13 protein-coding genes are annotated in these 18,268 nt (G+C 70.5%); 4 read left to right on the top strand and 9 right to left on the bottom strand.

Features of this window, described 5'->3' with window-relative positions; all coding sequences use genetic code 11:
• Positions 1-33: 33 nt before the first annotated feature.
• The 3 genes from MFF26_RS00610 to MFF26_RS00600 form a co-directional block, all read right to left on the bottom strand.
• Positions 34-489 (bottom strand): hypothetical protein, encoded by a 456-nt coding sequence (locus tag MFF26_RS00610; protein ID WP_137829459.1) that lies wholly within the window; start codon positions 487-489, stop codon positions 34-36.
• Complete coding sequence (locus MFF26_RS00605) at positions 486-1,496, bottom strand: NAD(P)H-dependent glycerol-3-phosphate dehydrogenase (RefSeq protein ID WP_137829458.1); 1,011 nt, start codon at positions 1,494-1,496, stop codon at positions 486-488. The genes MFF26_RS00610 and MFF26_RS00605 overlap by 4 nt, the downstream gene beginning before the upstream one ends.
• A gap of 127 nt (positions 1,497-1,623) precedes the next feature.
• Entirely contained in the window at positions 1,624-2,790 is a 1,167-nt protein-coding gene (locus MFF26_RS00600) for a ceramide glucosyltransferase (RefSeq protein WP_238307378.1), read from the bottom strand.
• Positions 2,791-2,972: 182 nt separating this feature from the next.
• Here MFF26_RS00600 and MFF26_RS00595 point away from each other — a divergent pair, with 182 nt between their 5' ends.
• Positions 2,973-3,872: a histone deacetylase family protein gene (locus MFF26_RS00595; RefSeq protein ID WP_137829456.1), complete on the top strand. Its 900-nt coding sequence runs from the start codon at positions 2,973-2,975 to the stop codon at positions 3,870-3,872.
• Positions 3,873-3,921: 49 nt separating this feature from the next.
• Here the strand turns inward: MFF26_RS00595 and MFF26_RS00590 are convergent, their stop codons facing one another.
• The 3 genes from MFF26_RS00590 to tsaA form a co-directional block, all read right to left on the bottom strand.
• Positions 3,922-6,339 (bottom strand): putative bifunctional diguanylate cyclase/phosphodiesterase, encoded by a 2,418-nt coding sequence (locus MFF26_RS00590; RefSeq protein ID WP_238307377.1) that lies wholly within the window; start codon positions 6,337-6,339, stop codon positions 3,922-3,924.
• Entirely contained in the window at positions 6,329-7,657 is a 1,329-nt protein-coding gene (locus MFF26_RS00585) for a cytochrome P450 (protein ID WP_238307376.1), read from the bottom strand. Before MFF26_RS00585 ends, MFF26_RS00590 begins: the two co-directional genes overlap by 11 nt.
• A gap of 232 nt (positions 7,658-7,889) precedes the next feature.
• Positions 7,890-8,390, bottom strand: a complete 501-nt coding sequence (tsaA, locus tag MFF26_RS00580; protein WP_137829502.1) for a tRNA (N6-threonylcarbamoyladenosine(37)-N6)-methyltransferase TrmO — start codon at positions 8,388-8,390, stop codon at positions 7,890-7,892.
• 112 nt (positions 8,391-8,502) lie between these two features.
• On the opposite strand from tsaA, the gene MFF26_RS00575 reads away from it, so the two are divergent.
• Positions 8,503-9,990 (top strand): AMP nucleosidase, encoded by a 1,488-nt coding sequence (locus MFF26_RS00575; RefSeq protein ID WP_137829454.1) that lies wholly within the window; start codon positions 8,503-8,505, stop codon positions 9,988-9,990.
• 86 nt (positions 9,991-10,076) lie between these two features.
• On the opposite strand, the gene MFF26_RS00570 is transcribed toward MFF26_RS00575, so the two are convergent.
• The 3 genes from MFF26_RS00570 to MFF26_RS00560 form a co-directional block, all read right to left on the bottom strand.
• Entirely contained in the window at positions 10,077-11,774 is a 1,698-nt protein-coding gene (locus tag MFF26_RS00570) for a methyl-accepting chemotaxis protein (protein ID WP_238307375.1), read from the bottom strand.
• 124 nt (positions 11,775-11,898) lie between these two features.
• The gene (locus MFF26_RS00565; protein WP_238307374.1) at positions 11,899-14,421 is read right to left on the bottom strand and encodes a PBP1A family penicillin-binding protein; all 2,523 of its coding nucleotides are present in this window, start codon (positions 14,419-14,421) and stop codon (positions 11,899-11,901) included.
• A 155-nt stretch (positions 14,422-14,576) separates the two neighbouring features.
• Positions 14,577-15,212, bottom strand: coding sequence for an HdeD family acid-resistance protein (locus MFF26_RS00560; protein ID WP_137829452.1), 636 nt, complete (start codon positions 15,210-15,212; stop codon positions 14,577-14,579).
• Between the two features lie 199 nt (positions 15,213-15,411).
• Here MFF26_RS00560 and MFF26_RS00555 point away from each other — a divergent pair, with 199 nt between their 5' ends.
• Together MFF26_RS00555 and MFF26_RS00550 are read left to right on the top strand one after the other, a co-directional pair.
• Complete coding sequence (locus tag MFF26_RS00555) at positions 15,412-16,602, top strand: HlyD family secretion protein (protein WP_137829451.1); 1,191 nt, start codon at positions 15,412-15,414, stop codon at positions 16,600-16,602.
• Complete coding sequence (locus MFF26_RS00550) at positions 16,599-18,200, top strand: DHA2 family efflux MFS transporter permease subunit (RefSeq protein WP_238307373.1); 1,602 nt, start codon at positions 16,599-16,601, stop codon at positions 18,198-18,200. The genes MFF26_RS00555 and MFF26_RS00550 overlap by 4 nt, the downstream gene beginning before the upstream one ends.
• The last annotated feature ends 68 nt before the right edge of the window (positions 18,201-18,268 follow it).

Raw genomic sequence — 18,268 nt, 5'->3', positions numbered from 1 at the left:
CGGGATCACGGTGGTGGATGGGGATCTCGATGTCTAACCGAGTGCCCGCTGCCAGAACGCGAGGCTGTCCGCATTCACCGGAGAACCGGCCGCTCGCACCCGCCGCATCACCGTTTCGAAAAACGCCTGGGCCGCCTCGTCGCCGCTGAGGTCGCGCAGCGCGGTGAGGATGCGGGTGATGCGCAGGTGATTGTGGTCGTAGGGGCGCAGCCAGCCGTCGGTGTCCTCGTAGAAGCGCGCCATGCGGGCGGCGGCGGCCGTCAGGCCCGCGCGTGCCGCCGCATCGGTCCGGATGGCCTCGGCATCCGCGGGGGTGAGCACGGGGGCGCCGGGCACCGCGCGACTCGCCTCGGCCAGGGGAAAGCACCATTGGATGAAGTCGTGCACGCCCTCGATGCGGGCATCGCCGAAGGCGAGCACGTCGGCGAGGCGGCGGCCCGCGCCGTCGCGGCCGGTGCCGGCGAGGAAGGCGTGGAGCGGGCCGCTCATTCCACCTCTCCCTTGAGGGGGCGCGAGAGCAGGCGGCTCATGGCGGCATCGACCGTGAGGTCGCCCGCGACCACCGCCGCCACCGCCTCGGCCACCGGCATCTCGACCTCGCGGGCGCGGGCGAGGCCGACCAGCGCGGCGGCGGTGAAGGCGCCTTCCGCGAGCTTTCCGCCGGCGGCCTCCTGCGGGCCCGCGCCCCGGCCGAGACGCTCGCCGAAGGCGAAGTTGCGCGATTGGGACGAGGATGCGGTCAGCACGAGGTCGCCCAGTCCCGACAGGCCCATCAGCGTCTCGGCCCGTCCCCCATAGGCGCGGGCGAACCGCATCAGCTCGGCGAAGGCGCGGGCGATCAGCGCCGCGCGGGCGCTCTCGCCGAGCCCCCGGCCGGCGACGATGCCGGAGGCGATGGCGAGCACGTTCTTGCCCGCGCCGCCGATCTCCACGCCGCGGACATCGTCGGTATGATAGAGCCGGAAGGCCGGTCCCGAGAGCAGGCCGGACAGGCGCGCCGCCTCGCGCCCGTCGGTGCAGGCCAGCGTCACGGCGGTGGGAAGACCACGGGCCACATCGACGGCGAAGCTCGGGCCCGAGAGCACCGCGACCGGACGCTCCGGCCCGACCATTTCGGCGGCGACCGCGCTCATGAAGCTGTCGCTGTCGCGCTCGATTCCCTTGGCGCAGAGCACGAGGGGCGCGTTGGGGCGGAGGACGGGCGCCAATCCCCCGAGCACGCCCCGCAGTGTCTGGGCCGGCACGACGAGGAGCACGGTGCCGGCCTCGACGAGCGTGCCCGTATCGGCGGTCGCCCGCACCCGCTCATGCAGGCCGATCTCCGGCAGGTAGCGCTCGTTGACGCGGCTCGCCTGCATCCGCGCGGCGGCCGCCCCGTCGCGCATCCACAGGGTGACGGGATGCCCGGCGGTGGCGGCGGCGTTGGCGAGCGCCGTGCCCCAGGCCCCGCCGCCGATGACGGCGACGCCCTGCGCCCCCTCCGTTGCCTGACCCATCCCGCGCTCCGCCTGTTCCGGAAAGGGCCGTCGCGGCGACGACCCGGCACGCCAGCTAGATGTGCGTTCGGGCAGGCTTGTCCATCGGGATCGGCCGCGATCGGTGCAGGTCTGCCCGGAACCGGGCTCAGGCCGCGCTCGGTCCCGTCTCGAGCGGCGCGGGGGTGCGGGTGCGGATGTCCATCGGGTTGCCGCGCCAGACGATCGCCGTGCGGGCCCAGGCGCTCGCCCAGATCGCCGGCAGAAGGGCATCGCGCACCAGGAAGGCGAGCAGGAGCCTGGGTGAGCGGGGCCAGCCGGTTCGGACGGCGAGCCCGTATTCGGCGCCGTACCAGACCGCGCCCGCTCCCGCGAGGAGGGCGCTCGCTTCGGTGCCGCCGAGGACGACGGCGGCGAGCGTCAGGGGCAGCAGGGCACCGATGAAGATCTCGGGGGCGAAGAACAGCGGAAAGGTGACGCGCCGCAGCCGTGCCCAGCGCACCTGCCGGGACCAGACCTCGCCGAGGCTGCGCCGCCCCAGCGGCTGGCGGAACGGCGCGGCCACGAGATGGACCCGGCATCCGGCGGCGCGCACGAGCTTGGTGGCGGCCGCGTCCTCGGCGATCTCGGCATTGAGGGCGCGGATGCCGCCCCGTGCCTCCAGGAACGGCTTGTGCCAGAGCATGCTCTTGCCCTGGGCGAAGCCGAGGCCCAAGGCCTCGCCGGCATATTGCCAGCGCGCCTGCAGGGTGTTGAGAAAGGCGCATTCCACGAGCGCGAAGAACCCGTCCGGCCGGTCGCCGATCGGGGTCGAGCAGACGAGGCCGGTGTCGCTGCGCCACGCCCCCTGCATCTGCTGGATGTAGTCGGCCGGCATCATCACGTTCGAATCCGCCAGGATCACCCAGTCGTGGCGCGCCGCCTCCCAGCCGCGAACGCAGTTGTTGAGCTTCGGATTGCCGCCGATGCGCTCGTCGCCGAGGATCAGCCGCGACGGGATCCCGGGATGGTCCGCCCGCATCAGTTCCAGCATCGGCAGAATCGGGTCGGCGGCATCGGCCACGCAGAAGATCAGTTCGTAGGCCGGATAATCGAGCCGGAAGCTCGCCCGCAGCGTCTCCTCGCTGAAGGCCTCGATGCCCCGCAGCGGTCGCACCACCGAGACGGGGACGCCGGGCGGAAGGATCGAGGGTCGGCCGCGCCGTCCGATCCGCACGGCCGCCACCGCGAGGCTCGCGAGGTTGACGAGCACGATGGCGAAGGTTGCGCAGAGGACGAAAACGGCGAGCGTGCCGCTCTCCGGCAATGCGGCCATGCGGGCGTCTCCCAAAGGCCCGGAATGCGGGCATGCGGCATCGGGCGCTCCGGCGCCCCTCTTCACGCCCGTAGCAGGGCCGCCGTATCAGGCGTGTGACACCGCCCCCGACATGCTCGAAGGCCGGAACCCGTCAGAACCTGTCGGAATCGTTGCCAGAGCCCATTCCCGAGCCATCGCCGTTGCCGCCGATCGTGTTCCATCCGGCCTACGAGGCCGAACTGCCGGCGGACCATCGCTTCCCGATGGGCAAATACGGCCGGCTCGCCGCGCTTCTCCGCGAGCGGGGGCTGGTGCCGGACGGCTTCGTGACCCCTGAGCCCGCCGACGCGGCGCTGCTCGCCGGTGCGCATGATCCGGCCTATGTCGCGGCGGTTCTGGCGCTGCGGGTGCCGCCCGCGATCGAGCGGGCGATCGGCCTGCCGGTCACGGACTCGGTCGTGGCCCGCTCCCGCGCGTCGTCCGGCGGCACGCTCTGCGCCGCTCGTCTCGCTCTGGAGCATGGGCTCGCGGGGAGTACCGCGGGGGGCAGCCATCACGCCCGGCGCGCGGGCGGAGGGGGCTTCTGCGTGTTCAACGACGTGGCGGTGGCCGCCCTGGCGCTCCGGGGCGCGGGGCGGATCCGGCGGGCGCTGATCGTCGATCTCGACGTGCATCAGGGCGACGGCACCGCCGATTGTCTCGCCCGCGAGCCCGATCTGTTCACGCTCTCGGTCCATTGCGAGCGGAATTACCCGACTGACAAGGTACCGGGCGACCTCGATATCGGCCTGCCCGACGGTCTCGGCGATGCGGATTATCTGGCGGTGCTGGAGGCACGTCTGCCGCCGTTGATCGACGGTTTCTCGCCTGATCTGATCTTCTACAATGCCGGCGTCGATCCGCATGCCGAGGACCGCCTCGGCCGGCTGAACCTCACCGATGGCGGCCTTTCGGCCCGCGACCGCTTCGTCGTCGGCCTCGCGCGGTCGCGGGGCATCCCGCTCTGCGCGGTGATCGGCGGCGGCTACGGCAAGGATGTCGACGCCATCGCGGCCCGCCACGCCCTCGTGTTCGAGGCGATGGCCGAGGCCTCGCCATAGGAGGCGGCCATCGTCGGCAGGTCCGAAGGCGCCGGCGGGCGAGCGTCCCTCAGGCGGCGTTGGCCCGCGGCACCATCGCGCGGGACCGGTGCGGGATGTCCTCGATGAGATGCGGGATCTCCCCGGCGGGCCGTGCCGGGCTGTAGAGGAAGCCCTGCGCGCTGTTGCAGTGCTTGAGCCGCAGCAGATCGGCCTGCTGCACCGTCTCGACCCCTTCCACCGTCACGTCGATGGCGAGATCGCGAGCAATGACCATGATCGCCTCGATCACGGTCAGGCATTCGCGGCGGCTGATCAGGTCGCGCACGAAGGCACGGTCGATCTTGATCTTGTCCACCGGGAACTGGGTCAGGTAGCTCAGGGACGAGAAGCCGGTGCCGAAATCGTCGAGGGCGATGCGGACGCCGAGGCCGCGCAGGCGGTTCAGGTTGTCGATGACCGTCGGCGTGCTTCCGAGGAAGATCGTCTCGGTGATCTCCACCTCCAGGCGGTGGGCCGGAAGCCCGGTCGCCCGGAGCGCCTCTTCGACCTCGTCGACGAAGCCCGGCAGGCGGAAATGGATCGACGAGATGTTGACGGCGACCCGCAGGTCGTCGGGCCAGGTCGCGGCCTCGGCGCAGGCCGTGCGCAGCGCCCAGCGGCCGATCTCGATGACGAAGCCGGTGCTCTCGGCGATCGGAATCAGTTCGGCCGGTGAGATCGGGCCTTCGCCAGGCCGGGTCCAGCGCAGCAGCGCCTCGAAGCCCACCACCTCCCCGTCATCGGTCAGGCTCGCCAGCGGTTGATAGTGCAGAGCCATCTCGCCATTCGTCAGCGCCGCCCGCATCGCCACGCCGAGTTCGCGGTGGCGATGGGCCCGCCGCTCCAGGCTGGCGTCGAAGGCGTGCCAGCGCCCCTTGCCGGTTTCCTTGGCGGTGTAAAGGGCGAGATCGGCCTTGCGCAGCAGACTTTCGGGATCGGCGGCATCCTCAGGCGCGCGGGCGAGTCCGACGCTGACGCCGATCTCGGCGCGGACGCCGTCGATCCAGTAGGGCTCGCCGAGTGCGACGACGCAGCTCTGCGCCAGCGTTTTCGCCACCGCGCCATCGCCCCGATGCAGGATCGCGAACTCGTCCCCGCCGAGGCGGAATCCCTGCGCGGAGAGGTCCGTGACCGCGCCGGTGACCGCGCGGATGCGATCGGCCACCTGCCGCAGCAGGGCGTCGCCCGCGCCGTGGCCGGCGCTGTCGTTGACGAGCTTGAACCCATCGAGATCGAGATAGAGCAGGCTGGACATCGGTCCGTCCGGGCGCATCGCGTCCCGGCAGGCCGCCTCCGCGACCTCGTGGAAGACGGCGCGGTTCGACAGGCCGGTGAGGGTGTCGCAGGAAGCGAGATAGGCGATCCGCTCCTCGGCGGCGCGGCTCGCCGTCACGTCCGAGCCGACCCCGCGGAAGCCCGCGAAGCTGCCGCGCCGGTCCTGGAACGGCTTGCCGCTGAGGCGCAGCCAGCGCAGGCCGCCGGGACCGGTCACGGCGGCGAGGCGCTCGCGGAACGGCTCGCGGGCCTCGAGGCACGCCAGGATCTCGGGCGTCCCGTCTCCCTCCTCTTTCGTGGTGCCTCCGAGCAGCATCGCGAGGCTTCCGGAATGGAGGTCCGCCTCCGGGCGGCCCAGGGCCTGAGCCATCCCCGACGAGACGTGCTGGAGACGCCCCGTCTCGTCGGTCTCCCACAGCCAATCGCTGGTGCTGGCCTCGAACTCGTTGAGCAGAAGGCCGATGGTCTGGCTCTGGTCCTCGACGCGCAGCCGGTCGAGGATGCGCTCCTGCGACAGCCGGCTCATCCGTGCGACGCTGGCGAGGATGAACCCCGCATAGACGGCGAGCATGGGGCCGATGCCGAGAAGGACCGCTTCGCCCGCACGGACGAGACCGGCGAAGCTGCCGAGGATGAGCGGCACTGCGAACAGGAGCGACACGGCCAAGAGCGGCCGGAACACGTAGGCGTCCGAGATCAGCCCGGCCACCGCCACGATGATGAGCAGTCGTTGGTTGTCGTCGGCGGAGGCGAACAGCATCATTGGCACTGTCCCCCACGCGACGCCGAGCGCGGCGGAGATGGCGGCGGCGATGCGGTAACCGAGGGTGACGCAGGTTTTGGACAGCCCTGCCGCATGGCCCCTCCGGTAGAGCCGATTGGCGTAGACCATGAAGCCGGTGACCGTGGCCACCGTGGCGGAAAATCCCAACAGGTAGATCGGGGAAGCGCTGTCCCAGAACAGGGCCGAGACGGCCAACGCGAGGGCCAGATGCGTGATCGCAGCGATGTTGGCGAGCTTCAGGGTCTCGTCGAGGAGATCGGCCCGGATCTGCTGCCGGTAGCGCTCCGGCGCCGGCTCGGCGAGGGCCCAGCGCAATCGGTGGGCGAGCCAGCCCTCGTCGGCCGCGCGTTCCGGCGGCCCGGCGGTGGTCTCGTTCTCAGCCGACACGACGCGGAACCACGCGCATGGGCATGCCGCCCCGGGGCCGCAGGGTGATGCGGAACTGCGCTTCCGGCATCGCGTCGCGGTCCGGCACGAAGCGGAAGGTCGGCAGGAGCGCGGCGAGTATGACGATGCATTCCGTGATCGCGAGCCCCATCCCGATGCAGACCCGCGAGCCGGCGCCGAACGGCAGGTAGGCGTAGCGATCACGCCCCGCCTGAATCGCCGGGGCGAAGCGGTCGGGGTCGAACGTGTCGGGCCGGTCCCACAGCGCACGGTTTCGGTGCAGGGCGTAGATCGGAATCTGGATGACTTCACCCGGTGGAATGCGCGTCTCACCGAGCCGCACCTCGGCCGTGGCGCGACGCACGATCAGGGGGGCGGGCGGGTAGAGCCGCATGGATTCCATGAGCACCTGCCGCGTGTAGGTCAGTTGCTCGACGCCCGTGGGATCCTCGGCGATGGGTTTGCCGAGCCCGGCGATCTCGGCGAGCATGCGTGCCTCGATCTTCGGATGCGCCGCGAGGAGCCGCAGCGTCCAGGCGAGGGCCAGAGCCGTCGTCTCGTGCCCAGCGTTCACGAAGGTGAGGAGATTGTCGATCAGGGCGGCCTCGGACAGGCCGAGGCCGGTCTCGGGGTCGCGCGCCTCCAGCAGCAGGCCGAGCAGATCGCCGCCGGTCTCGCCGCGGGCGCGCCGCCGGGCAATGGTGCGGGCGATCTCGTCGCGCATGAAGCGCGCGGCCGTGGCACCGCGGCGGGCACCGGGATGCGGCATCCAGGTCGGCGCGTTCAACTGGGCGAGGGCGATCTTCCACGGCGTCTGGGCGATGTAGTCGTCCAAGGCACGGCCGAAGGGGGCGACCGCGATCTCGCAATCGCCCGAGATCATGGTGGCCACGATCACCTCGAAGGTCGTGCGCATCAGCTCCGGCAGGATGTCGGTGACGGGCGCTTCCGCCGTGGCCGTCTCCTGCCAACGGCGGCGCGTGGCCTCGGCTGCCGCCGCGATGACCGGGACGAAGCTGCGGATTCGGTCGGGGCGGAACATCGGCGCCGCGGTCCGGCGCTGCCCCCGCCAAGAGGCGCCGTCCGCCGTGAGGATGCCGAGGCCCAAGGCCGGGGTGAGCGCCCGCAACATGGAGTTCTCGCGCTCCAGTGCGTCCGCTTGATCGACGAGCAGGCTGCGAATGAGGCGTGGCTCGCAGATATAGGTGACGCGCTGCCCCAGGAAGCGGATGGCCACGGAAGGCTGGGCATAGACCTCCTCCGGCCATGCATCGATGACGCTGTCGAGCATCGTCGCCATTAGGCGTGGTGCGGCCATGGCTTCGGCGATAGCCCCCCTCCACGAGAGCGGGCGCTCGTCACGGGGCCGGAATGTTGTCGCTGCCAAAGCCATCGTAGTCTCCGATGGTCATCAGTAAGTCTGGGAATTATAAATAACACCTTAACACGGCTTGGCATTTAGTCTGGTATATGTCTATATCTTGCGATTCCGGCCGGCTGAAGATTGAATAGGTGCGGAATTGTTCCAGTCTGTCGGCGATTCCCGGTCTTCAGGATTCTCCCTGCGTGCCGACCCGATCGACCCGCGCCTCGGGTCGGCTGTCGGTGGTGGCGTAGTAGGGCTTGATATCGAGAAGGGGCGTGCCGTCGATGCAATCGAGGCCGCGCACGCTCAGCGTCCCATCCGCGACGGACAGAAGTTCGACCACCGACAGGGCAATCGGGTTCGGCCGGGCGGGCGAGCGCAGGGAGAAGGTGCCGCGGCTGCCCTCGGCGTGACGCGGTTGCTGGCGCACGAGATCGCGGGCGGCCCGGTCCATCCAGTAGAGCACGATGAGATGGGTCGCCCCGCTGACGTTCTGGAGGCCGGGACGGTAGCGCGGATCGACCTCCAGGGTGCAGACCGCCTCGGTCTGGCGGCCGTTCTTCGGGCATTCGGCCCGGCTCGCCCAGGGCGTGCGCACCCGGCCGATGAAGTAGAGCCCGGCATCGTAGCCTTCGGGCAGCGCGACGGTCTCCTCGCCGGGGCGGCGCTCGGCATTTTCATGCATTGCGGTCTGGTCCCTCATGCGCCGTCGCCCGCTCGCCGTCCCTCCCCGAGCGGCTTGTCCGCCGCAGGGCCCGGGCCGATGTAGAGGTCGCCACAGCCGAAGGGGAGGGGGCATGCTCAGCGACGAGTTGCGGCCGATGGAGGCGATCGCCGATCCGGAGGCCGCCGTCGAGCGGCTGGAAGCCCTGCATACGGGGGCGACCCAGGCGCTCCGGGCCGCGCTCGCGCGCTACCTCGAGACGCGCCAGCCGCCCGCCCCGGAGGAGCGGCTGCGGTTCCGCTATCCGGAACTGCGCCTGTCCTACCGGCCGACGGGACCGTTGCCCCGTTTGGAGCGCGCCACCGCCAAGTTCCAGGCACCGGGCCTCTACGCCACCACGGTGACCCAGCCCGGCTATTTCCGCGCCTACCTGCTGGAGCAGCTGCGCCCGCTGGTGCGCGATTACGGCGCGGCGATCGAGGTCGGCCTGTCCGCCCAGGAGATTCCCTACCCCTACGTGGTCGAGCCCGGCACCGATCTCGGCGGCAGCGGCGTCAGTGCCAGCGATCTCGCCGCCCTGTTCCCGGTGCCGCTCCTCTCCGTCGTCGGCGACGAGGTTGCCGACGGGCTGTGGGTCGAGCATCCGGGGGAGCCGCGTCCGCTCGCCCTGTTCGATGGGATCCGCACCGATTACTCGCTGCGCCGGCTCGTCCACTATACCGGATCGGATTGGAGCGAGATCCAGCCCTGGATCCTGCTCACCAATTACCACCGCTACGTCCATAACTTCGTCCGCCACGCGCTGGACCGTCTGGCCGCGGGGGAGGGGGAACGCCTCGTCCTGCCGGGCGGCGTGACGGTCTCGCGCGGGGATGCGGCCGGCGCCGACCCGGATGCGCTGATCGCCGCCTCGCCCTGGCACCGGTTTCAGATGCCGGCCTACCACCTCGTCGCCCGCGGGCCGGATGGGGCACCGCAGGGCACCACCCTCGTCAATATCGGCGTCGGTCCCTCCAACGCGAAGACCATCACCGACCACCTCGCGGTGCTGCGCCCGCATTGCTGGCTGATGGTCGGCCATTGCGGCGGCCTGCGCCAATCGCAGACCATCGGCGATTACGTGCTGGCCCACGGCTATCTCCGCCGCGACCGCATCCTCGACGACCTCGTGCCCCCGGACATCCCGGTGCCGGCCCTCGCCGAGGTGCAGATCGCCCTGCAATCGGCCGCCGCGGCGGTGACCGGGGAACGGGCCGAGGCTCTCAAGCGGCGGCTGCGCACCGGCACCGTCGTCACCTACGACGATCGCAACTGGGAGCTTCGCTTCAGCCAGGAGCGACGGCCGATCAACCTGTCGCGGGCCATCGCCGTCGACATGGAGAGCGGCACCATCGCGGCGCAGGGATTCCGCCTGCGAGTGCCCTACGGCACGCTGCTCTGCGTCTCGGACAAGCCGCTCCACGGCGAGATCAAGCTGCCGGGCTCGGCCAGCGCCTTCTACGAGCGGGCCGTGACCGAGCATCTCCAGATCGGCCTCGCCACCCTCGACACGCTGCGCGCCGATCGGGCCGGGCTGCATTCGCGCAAGCTCCGGAGCTTCGACGAGCCGCCGTTCCGTTAGACGATCAACGCGAAAGGCGGCCCCGGCTTTCGGGAGCGGTCGGACGGTCACAAGCAATGTCCCTCGGGGGGAGGACGGCGCGGCGGTCAGGCCGCCCGCACCGTGGCGAGGAAGCGGGCGACCTCGCCGCGCAGCTGCTCGGACTGGCGCGAGAGTTCGCCCGCCGCGCCGAGCACCTGCATCGCCGCCGCACCGGTCTCTTCCGCCGCACCCGCGACGCCCGCGATGTTGCCGGTCACCGCGGAGGCGCCCGCGGAGGCCTGGGCCACGTTGCGGACGATCTCCCGCGTCGCCGCGCCCTGTTGCTCGACCGCCGCCGCGATGCCGGCGGCCACATTGTCGATGTCGCGGATGCGGGTGGTGATGCCGCCGATCGCCGAGACCGCCTGACCGGTCGCGCTCTGGATGCGACCGATCTGCTGGGCGATCTCCTCCGTCGCCCGCGCGGTCTGGCCGGCGAGTTCCTTCACCTCCGCCGCGACGACCGCGAAGCCGCGCCCGGACTCCCCGGCCCGCGCCGCCTCGATGGTGGCGTTCAGCGCCAGCAGATTGGTCTGTCCGGCGATGGACGAGATCAGGCCGACCACGTCGCCGATGCGCGCCACCGCCCCGTCGAGTTCGTGCACCATGGCCGAGGTGTCGCCGGACGCGGTGACCGCCGCCTGTGCCAGTGCGGCGGAACTCGACGCCTGCCGGCCGATCTCCTCCACCGATGCGCCGAGTTCCTCCGCCGCCGCCGCGACGGTGTTGACGTTGGCAGCCGCCTCCTCGGCGGCCGCGGCGACGGTGCCGGCCTGGCTCGCGGTCTCGGTCGCCGTCGCATTCATGGTCGAGGCGGTGGCCTGAAGCTCGGTGGCAGAATCCGACACGATGCCGACGATGCCGCCGACGGCCTGCTCGAACCGGTCCGCCAACTCGATCATCGTGCGCCGCCGCGCCTCCGCCGCCGCCGTATCGGCGATCTGGCGCCGCTCGGCCTCCTCGGCGGCCTTACGGGCGACCATGTCCTTGATCCGCTCGACGGCGCGGCCGACCTGACCGATCTCGTCGCCCCGTCGCGCTTCCGGGATATTCGCCTCGATCTCCCCCTCGGCCATCCGGCGCAGGACGGCGACGAGCCGTGCGAGGGGGCGGGTGATGCCGAACACGACGATGGCCGCCGCGAGGGCGAGCGCCAGGAGCAGCGCCAAAGTCGAGCCGACGATCTGAATCGTCCGGGCGCTCGACGTCTCGTCGATGACGGCCTGCTTTTCGGCCTGCATCTCGCGATCGATCCGGGCGATATGATCGTCGATCAGTTGCCGCAGTTGGGCGCGGACCGGCGCACCCTCTTCCTGCGCCACTTTCGTCGCGCCGAGACTGTCGTAGCGCAGGCCGAGCTCGGTCGAGCGCATGAGGATTTCAAAGAAGGTCTGGGCCGACCGGCGCATCTCTTGGTTGTACGCACGGCGCTCCGAATCATCCGAGAGCTCGATCAGCCGGTCGATTGCGGCATAGGCTGCCTGGATCGCCTTCTCCTGGCGGACCTTGTGGTCGCCCTTCTTCTCGAAATCGGTCTCGATGATGATGTTGCGGTTCTGAATCGTCGCCTCGGCGAGGGTGATCTGAGTCCGCAGGATGTTCTCCTGGCGCACGGCCTGAACATCGGTGAGGTGGCGGATCCGATCGACGACGGTATCCAGGGTCTGACCGGCGACGATCACGGATCCGATCGATGTCGCGACGAGGAAGCCGAACGGCAGGACGACCTTCAGGAGGATGCGGGTATCGGCGACGATCGTCACTTTCTCTGCCTCGGGTTTTGCTCAGTCCGGGCATACGCTGATTGATGTAAGTTAATTTCGGCTTAGGCCGGCTCACGGTGCCGAGGCCGCGACGGCGGTTTCCACGGTCTCGGCGCGGGCGCCCTCAGCGCTCCCGCTGCCACAAGCCCGCCCGCTCGGCGCGGGCCTGATCCTCGGCCTCGATGAGGTCGGGAGGCGCGTCCTCGGTCGCCCGTGCCCCGCCGGCGGTGACGATCAGGGCGGCGAGGTCGTCGCCGTCGAGGCGGCAGCGCATCTCGGCCTCTCCCGAACAGACCACCTCGCGTCGCCTCAGGTATCGGGCGAGTTGGCGGGCCAGCGCCCCGCCTTCGCCGACGACGCCGAGGAGGCGCACCGTGCGGCCGCGAATCGAGAGGGTGCCCGTGTTGACCACTTCGGGCACGCCGCGCACCTCGCCGCCGGCATTCGGGATCGGGGCGGGCGGCAGGGGGGGAGCAGGTGCCGGGGCGACGGCGGTCGCCGGCACGGTCTCGGCGCGCGCCGCCGAGGGGGCCGGGCGCTTGCGACCCTTGAGCACCTTCTGGGCCCGCTCGACGAAATCGTGGAAGACGCGGGCCGGGATGTCGCCGCCGGTCACCTTGTTCATCGGCGCATTGTCGTCGTTGCCGACCCAGACACCGACGATCATGTCCGGCGTCAGCCCGACGAACCACGCATCGCGGAAATCCTGGCTGGTGCCGGTCTTGCCGCCCACCGCGACGCCGGAGACCCGCGCGGCCTTGCCCGTGCCCGAATCCACCACCGCCTGGAGCGAGTCGAGGATCATGGTCTGCACCTGCGCGTCCATCGCCGCGCCCGGCTTCGGCGGGCTGCGCTGGTAGAGCGGCTGCGGGACGCCGCCCTTGATCGCGCGCACGAGATAGGGCTCGACCGGCACGCCCGGTCCCAACACCCCGGCATAGGCGCGGGTCATATCGATGAGGGTCACGTCCGCCGAGCCGAGGGCGAGGCTCGGAACGTTGGGCAGTTCGGTCTGGACGCCGAGCCGGCGGGCCTCGGCGATGACCGCCGGCATGCCGACCTCGTCGCCGAGCTGGGCCGCGATGGTGTTGACTGAGAGCGCGAAGGCCGAGCGCAGCGGCAGCGCCCCCCGGAAGCGGTTGTTGGAATTCTGCGGTTCCCACTCGCCGATCTGGGTCGGGCGGTCGACCAGCACGCTGTCGGGGAAGTAGCCCTTCTGATAGGCCGCGAGATAGACGAACAGCTTGAAGAGCGAACCCGCCTGCCGCTTGGCCTGGGTCGCGCGGTTGAACTGGCTGTCCTCGTAGTCGCGCCCCCCCACCATGGCGAGCACCGCCCCGTCGGGGGCGAGCGCCACCAGCGCGCCCTGGCCGACCTTCTTCTTGGCTCCTTCCGCATCGAGGCGACGGGCGAGCACGCCCTCGGCCAGACTCTGGAGGTCAAGATTGAGGGTCGAGCGCACGGTGATGTCGCCGGGCTCCTGCGTCAGGCGCCGCACGTCGGCCTGAAGCGCGTCGAGATAGTAATTGGCGCCGGGCGGCGTCTCGGAGGGCGTGTGGAGGGTGAGCTTCTCCTTGCGCGCCTTGTCGGCCTCGGCCTGGCTGATCGCGCCGGTCTCGACCATCGCCTGGAGCACGAGGTCGGCCCGCTCCTTGGCGCCGCCGAAATTCCGGGTCGGTGCGAGCTGCGAGGGCGCGCGCACGAGACCCGCCAGCATCGCGGCCTCCGGCAGGGTCAGCCCCTGCGCGCCGTGCCCGAAATAGCGCCGGGCCGCGGCATCCGCCCCGTAGGCGCCCGCGCCGAAATAGGCGGTGTTGAGGTAGCCGACCAGGATCTCCGGCTTCGACATCGTGCTTTCCAGGCGCAGCGCCAGGAACGCCTCCTGGATCTTGCGCCGGAGCGTCTTCTCCTGATTGAGCGAGGTGAGACGGGCATATTGCTGGGTGATGGTCGAGCCGCCCTCGCGCACGCCGCCACCGGCGGCGTTGCGCCACAGCGCGCGCATCAATCCGCGCAGGTCGATGCCCCAATGGCTGTAGAAGCGCCGGTCCTCGATCGCCACGATCGCCTCGGCGAGCCGGGGCGGCAGGGTCTTCTCGGTCAGCTTCTCGCCCTGAAAGACGCCGCGGGTGGCGAAGGTGCGGCCATCATCGGCTTCGACCACCAGGGCCCTCTGCCCGGCCTCGGGGACGACGCCGCCCAGGGGCGGCAGCGTCGCGAAGGCGGCCAGGACATAGGCCGCCAGCACCGCGATGGGCAGCAGGAGGGCGACCAGGGCCACGGCGATCAGGGGGCGGCGACGCAGGCGACCGATGAGCCCGGAGCGGGCCGCAGGCGATCCGGAATCGGGGGCCGGGGTCGGCGCCTGCCTTCGCGCCGGCATCTCCTCCGGGGCTCGTGTCCGGGCCGGGCTGCCGTCGCGGCGGAAGATCGGCGCGGCGGCGTCCGCCGCGGATCCGGCGGCCGTACCGGCCTTTCGCGCCGCGTCCCGGCTCTGCCGCCAGAGGCTGCGGCCGGCACTGCCCGCGAGACGACCGAGCTGGCGTGCCAGCAGACCCGCGGTCCGCGCCGCCTCGCGGGCAGCGTCCTGCGCGTCGTTTCGATCGCGTCCCGCGCCGTCCGGGCTGTCCGGTCCCTGTGCCGTCATCGAGACCCGTTCACGCCCGCAACTCCCCCGATCGAGGACCCCGAGGTCGACCTTAGCGGAGGGACGAGGGCTCGGGCTACGGGGGAAGCCCCGGCTGCCGCGCAGCAACGAACCCGGTGGCCGGAAGGACACGCCGGGCTGCCGTCATCCGCCGGTCAAGGCCGTGCGGGCGCGACCGATCCGGTGTGACGGCCCCGCAGGGAGACGGCGAGGATCAGCAACGCCACGCCGAAGGCGAACGCGTAGGCGCCGAGCCACCATGTCAGCACCAGGGCCGAGATTCCGGGATTGATCAGGAGCAGAATTCCGAACAGCACCGAGACGATTCCGCCGAGGAGGAACCACCAGCGCCCGTAATGCCGATGCAGGCGAAACGCCGCCGCGATCATCAGGCTGCCGCTCAGCAGCGCCCAGAAGGCGACGAGGTAGACGAAAGCCCAGACCGCGGCCGCCGGCACGAGGAAGGCGGCCACGCCGACGGCGATGTCGACGAGACCTTCGAGCAGCAGGAAGCCGTAGCGCTCGTGGCGCTGCGCCGCCCGGATCGCGGCGGCGATGGCGAAGGCCCCGTCCACGACCATGTAGGCGGAGAAGAACAGCACCAGCGACAGCACGAAGGCGCCGGGCGCCACGAAGGCGACCACGCCGAACAGGATCGCCAGCACCCCGCGCAGGGCCACCAGCCACCAGTTGCGGGCGAGCATCGCGCTCATCGCGTCGAGGCGTGCGGTGCCGACGAGAGGCACGCCGGAGGTCGAGGTGGGGGGCAGCGGGGAGGGGCCGGAGGTCATGGCGCCGTCTCCATGGTTCCCGGGGTCGTTCCCTGGGATTGGCCTTCGCTGAACGCTGCCCTGCGCGGCCTCGTTCCGCACCGCGACATCGCAGAAGCGGAACCGGAAGGCGGATTCGATTTTAATCCCGTGAGGCGGGTGGCTTTTTTCTTTCGCGCGAGCCTGGGCGAGTCGGCCCCTCGCGCAGGCTCCATGAACGATGCTCGACGAACGGCAGCCCCCGTCCGGCCATGCCCGGACCGACGAGACTCTGCGCGCGCCCGGCTCGGACGAGTCGCGCGCGCTCAAGGAGAGCGGCGAAGCCGCGTCCCAGGACGCGTCCGCCTCTCAGGGTGACGACACCGAACCCGAAGAGAAGCGACCCAACATCCTGCGGCGGCATCCGCTCTGGTTCGTCCTCGGTGGGATCGTCCTGATCGTGCTGGGGGTGGCGGGCTATCTCTACTGGCTTTCGGCGATCCACCCTTACGAGTCGACCGACGATGCCTTCGTCGATGCGCGGCAATTCGCGGTGGCCCCCAAGGTCTCCGGCTACGTCGTCGATGTGCCAGTCACCGACAACCAGCACGTGGTGCCCGGCGACGTCCTGTTCCGGATCGACCCGCGCGATTATCGCATCGCCCTCGATCAGGCGAACGCCCAAGTCGCGGCGGCGGAGGCCTCGATCCGCAACATCGACGCGCAGGTGGAGGCGCAGCGAGCCCAGATCGACGTGGCGAAGGCGCAGGTGGATCAGGCCGAGGCCGCGCTTCAGTTCGCCAACGAGGACGCCGATCGGTACCGCACGCTCGCCCAGCGCGGCGCCGGCACGGTCCAGCAATCGCAGCAATCGACCTCGAACCTCCAGCAGCAGCAGGCCAATCTCGGCCGCGCCAAGGCCAGCGTCGTCGCGGCGCAGAAGCAGATCGGCGCGCTCGACGCGCAGAAGGCGAGCGCGAAGGCAAGCCTCGCCCAGGCGGAGGCCCAGCGCGCCCAGGCGACGTTGAACCTCGGCTACACCACGCTCACCGCGGCGCAGGCGGGCCGCGTCGTCCGGCTGACCGGCGCCAGGGGGCAATACGCGCAAGCCGGGCAGAGTTTGTCGATGTTCGTGCCCGACGACATCTGGGTCGTCGCCAACTTCAAGGAGACGCAGGTCACCGACATGCGTCCCGGTCAGCCGGTGGAGATCGAGATCGACGCCTATCCGGGCCGCGCGATCAGCGGCCACGTCGCTTCGGTGCAGCCCGGCTCCGGCACCGCCTTCAGCCTGCTGCCGGCGGAGAACGCCACCGGCAACTACGTGAAGGTGACCCAGCGCATCCCCGTCAAGATCACCGTCGAGAACTGGCCGCAGGACGTGGCCATCGGACCCGGCATGTCGATCGTGCCGACGGTGAGGGTCCGGTGAGCGCGGCGACCGCCGCCGACGGAACCGCGACAGCGGCGGGCGGACACAATCCGTGGATCATCGCGGTCGTCGTGGCGCTCGCGACCTTCATGGAGGTGCTCGACACCACCATCGCCAACGTGGCGCTCCGCTACATTTCCGGCGGCCTCGCCGTCGGGCCGGACGAAGCGGCCTGGGTCGTCACGAGTTACCTCGTGGCCAACGCCGTCACGCTCACCGCATCGAGCTTCCTCGCCAAGCGCTACGGTCGCAAGGCGTTCTTCCTCTGGAGCGTGGGGGTGTTCACGCTCTCCTCGATCCTGTGCGGTTTCGCCTGGAGCCTCGAATCGCTCCTCTTCTTCCGCGTGCTCCAGGGCCTCGGCGGCGGTGGCATGGCGCCGCTGGCCCAGTCGATCCTCGCCGACTCGTTCCCGCCGGAGAAGCGGGGCCAGGCCTTCGCCCTCTACGGCGTCGCCATCGTCGTGGCACCCGCCATCGGGCCGACCATCGGCGGTTGGCTCTCCGACAACGCGTCCTGGCACTGGTGCTTCCTCATCAACGGCCCGATCGGCCTCGGCGCGCTCTGCCTGATGTACTGGGTGATCGAGGATCCGCCGAAGGCGGTGGCGGAACGTCGGCGCCTTCGGGAACAGGGCGTGCGCTTCGATCTCGTCGGCTTCCTGCTGGTCGCGACCTTTCTCGGGGCGCTGGAGGTCGTGCTCGACGAGGGCCAGCGGAAGGATTGGTTCGGCTCGAACCTGATCGTGACCTTCGCGCTCATCGCCGGCCTCGCCTTCGCGGCGATGATCCCCTGGCTGCTCACCCGGGACAATCCGGTGGTGGATCTGCGCCTGATCGGACGGCGTCAGTTCGGCGCCTGCTTCCTCGTGATGCTCGCCACCGGCGCGATCCTGATTTCGACCACGCAGTTCCTGCCCCAGCTCACCCAGGAGCTCTACGGCTACACCGCGACCCTGTCCGGCCTCGTGCTCGGTCCCGGCGGGGCGGTGACCGTCGTGATGATGTTCGTGGCCGGGCGCCTGTCCGGTTTCATCCAGCCGAAATGGCTGATCGCCACGGGCGCCTGCGTCATCGCCGTCGGTATGCTCGACCTCACCCGGCTCAACGGCCAGTCGAGCTTCTCATTCTTCATGTGGTCGCGGATCTATATCGGCATCGGCCTGCCGATGATCTTCCTGTCGATCACCTCGGCCTCCTATCAGGGCATCGACAAGGGCCGGACCGATCAGGCCTCGGCGCTGATCAACGTCGCCCGCAATGTCGGCGGTTCGATCGGGGTCTGCATCGCCCAGAACACGCTGGCCTATCGCCAGCAATTCCACCAGAGCCGCCTCGGCGAGCACGTCTCCTCGGTCGAGCCCGCCTATCGGGAGACCCTCGGCCAAGCGACCGCCTACTTCTCGCAGCGCGGCTTCGCCGGGCCGGATGCCGAACGGCAGGCCCTGGCCTGGATCGCCCAGCAGCTCCAGACCCAGGTGGCGCTCTGGGCCTATATCGACGTGTTCAAGGTGCTCTCGATCATGGCGATGACGGCGGTGCCGTTGGCGCTCCTCCTCAAGAGCACCAAGCCCGGCGGGCAGGCGCCCGTCGGACATTGAGCGCTGCGGCACTCTCGGCAACGGGAAACGCCGGGAGGGCACCGGGCTTCGGCAGGACGTGGCGCGAC

The organism is Methylorubrum suomiense, assembly GCF_022179765.1.
Classification (GTDB): domain Bacteria; phylum Pseudomonadota; class Alphaproteobacteria; order Rhizobiales; family Beijerinckiaceae; genus Methylobacterium; species Methylobacterium suomiense.
This window is presented reverse-complemented; position numbering and strand designations above follow the sequence as displayed.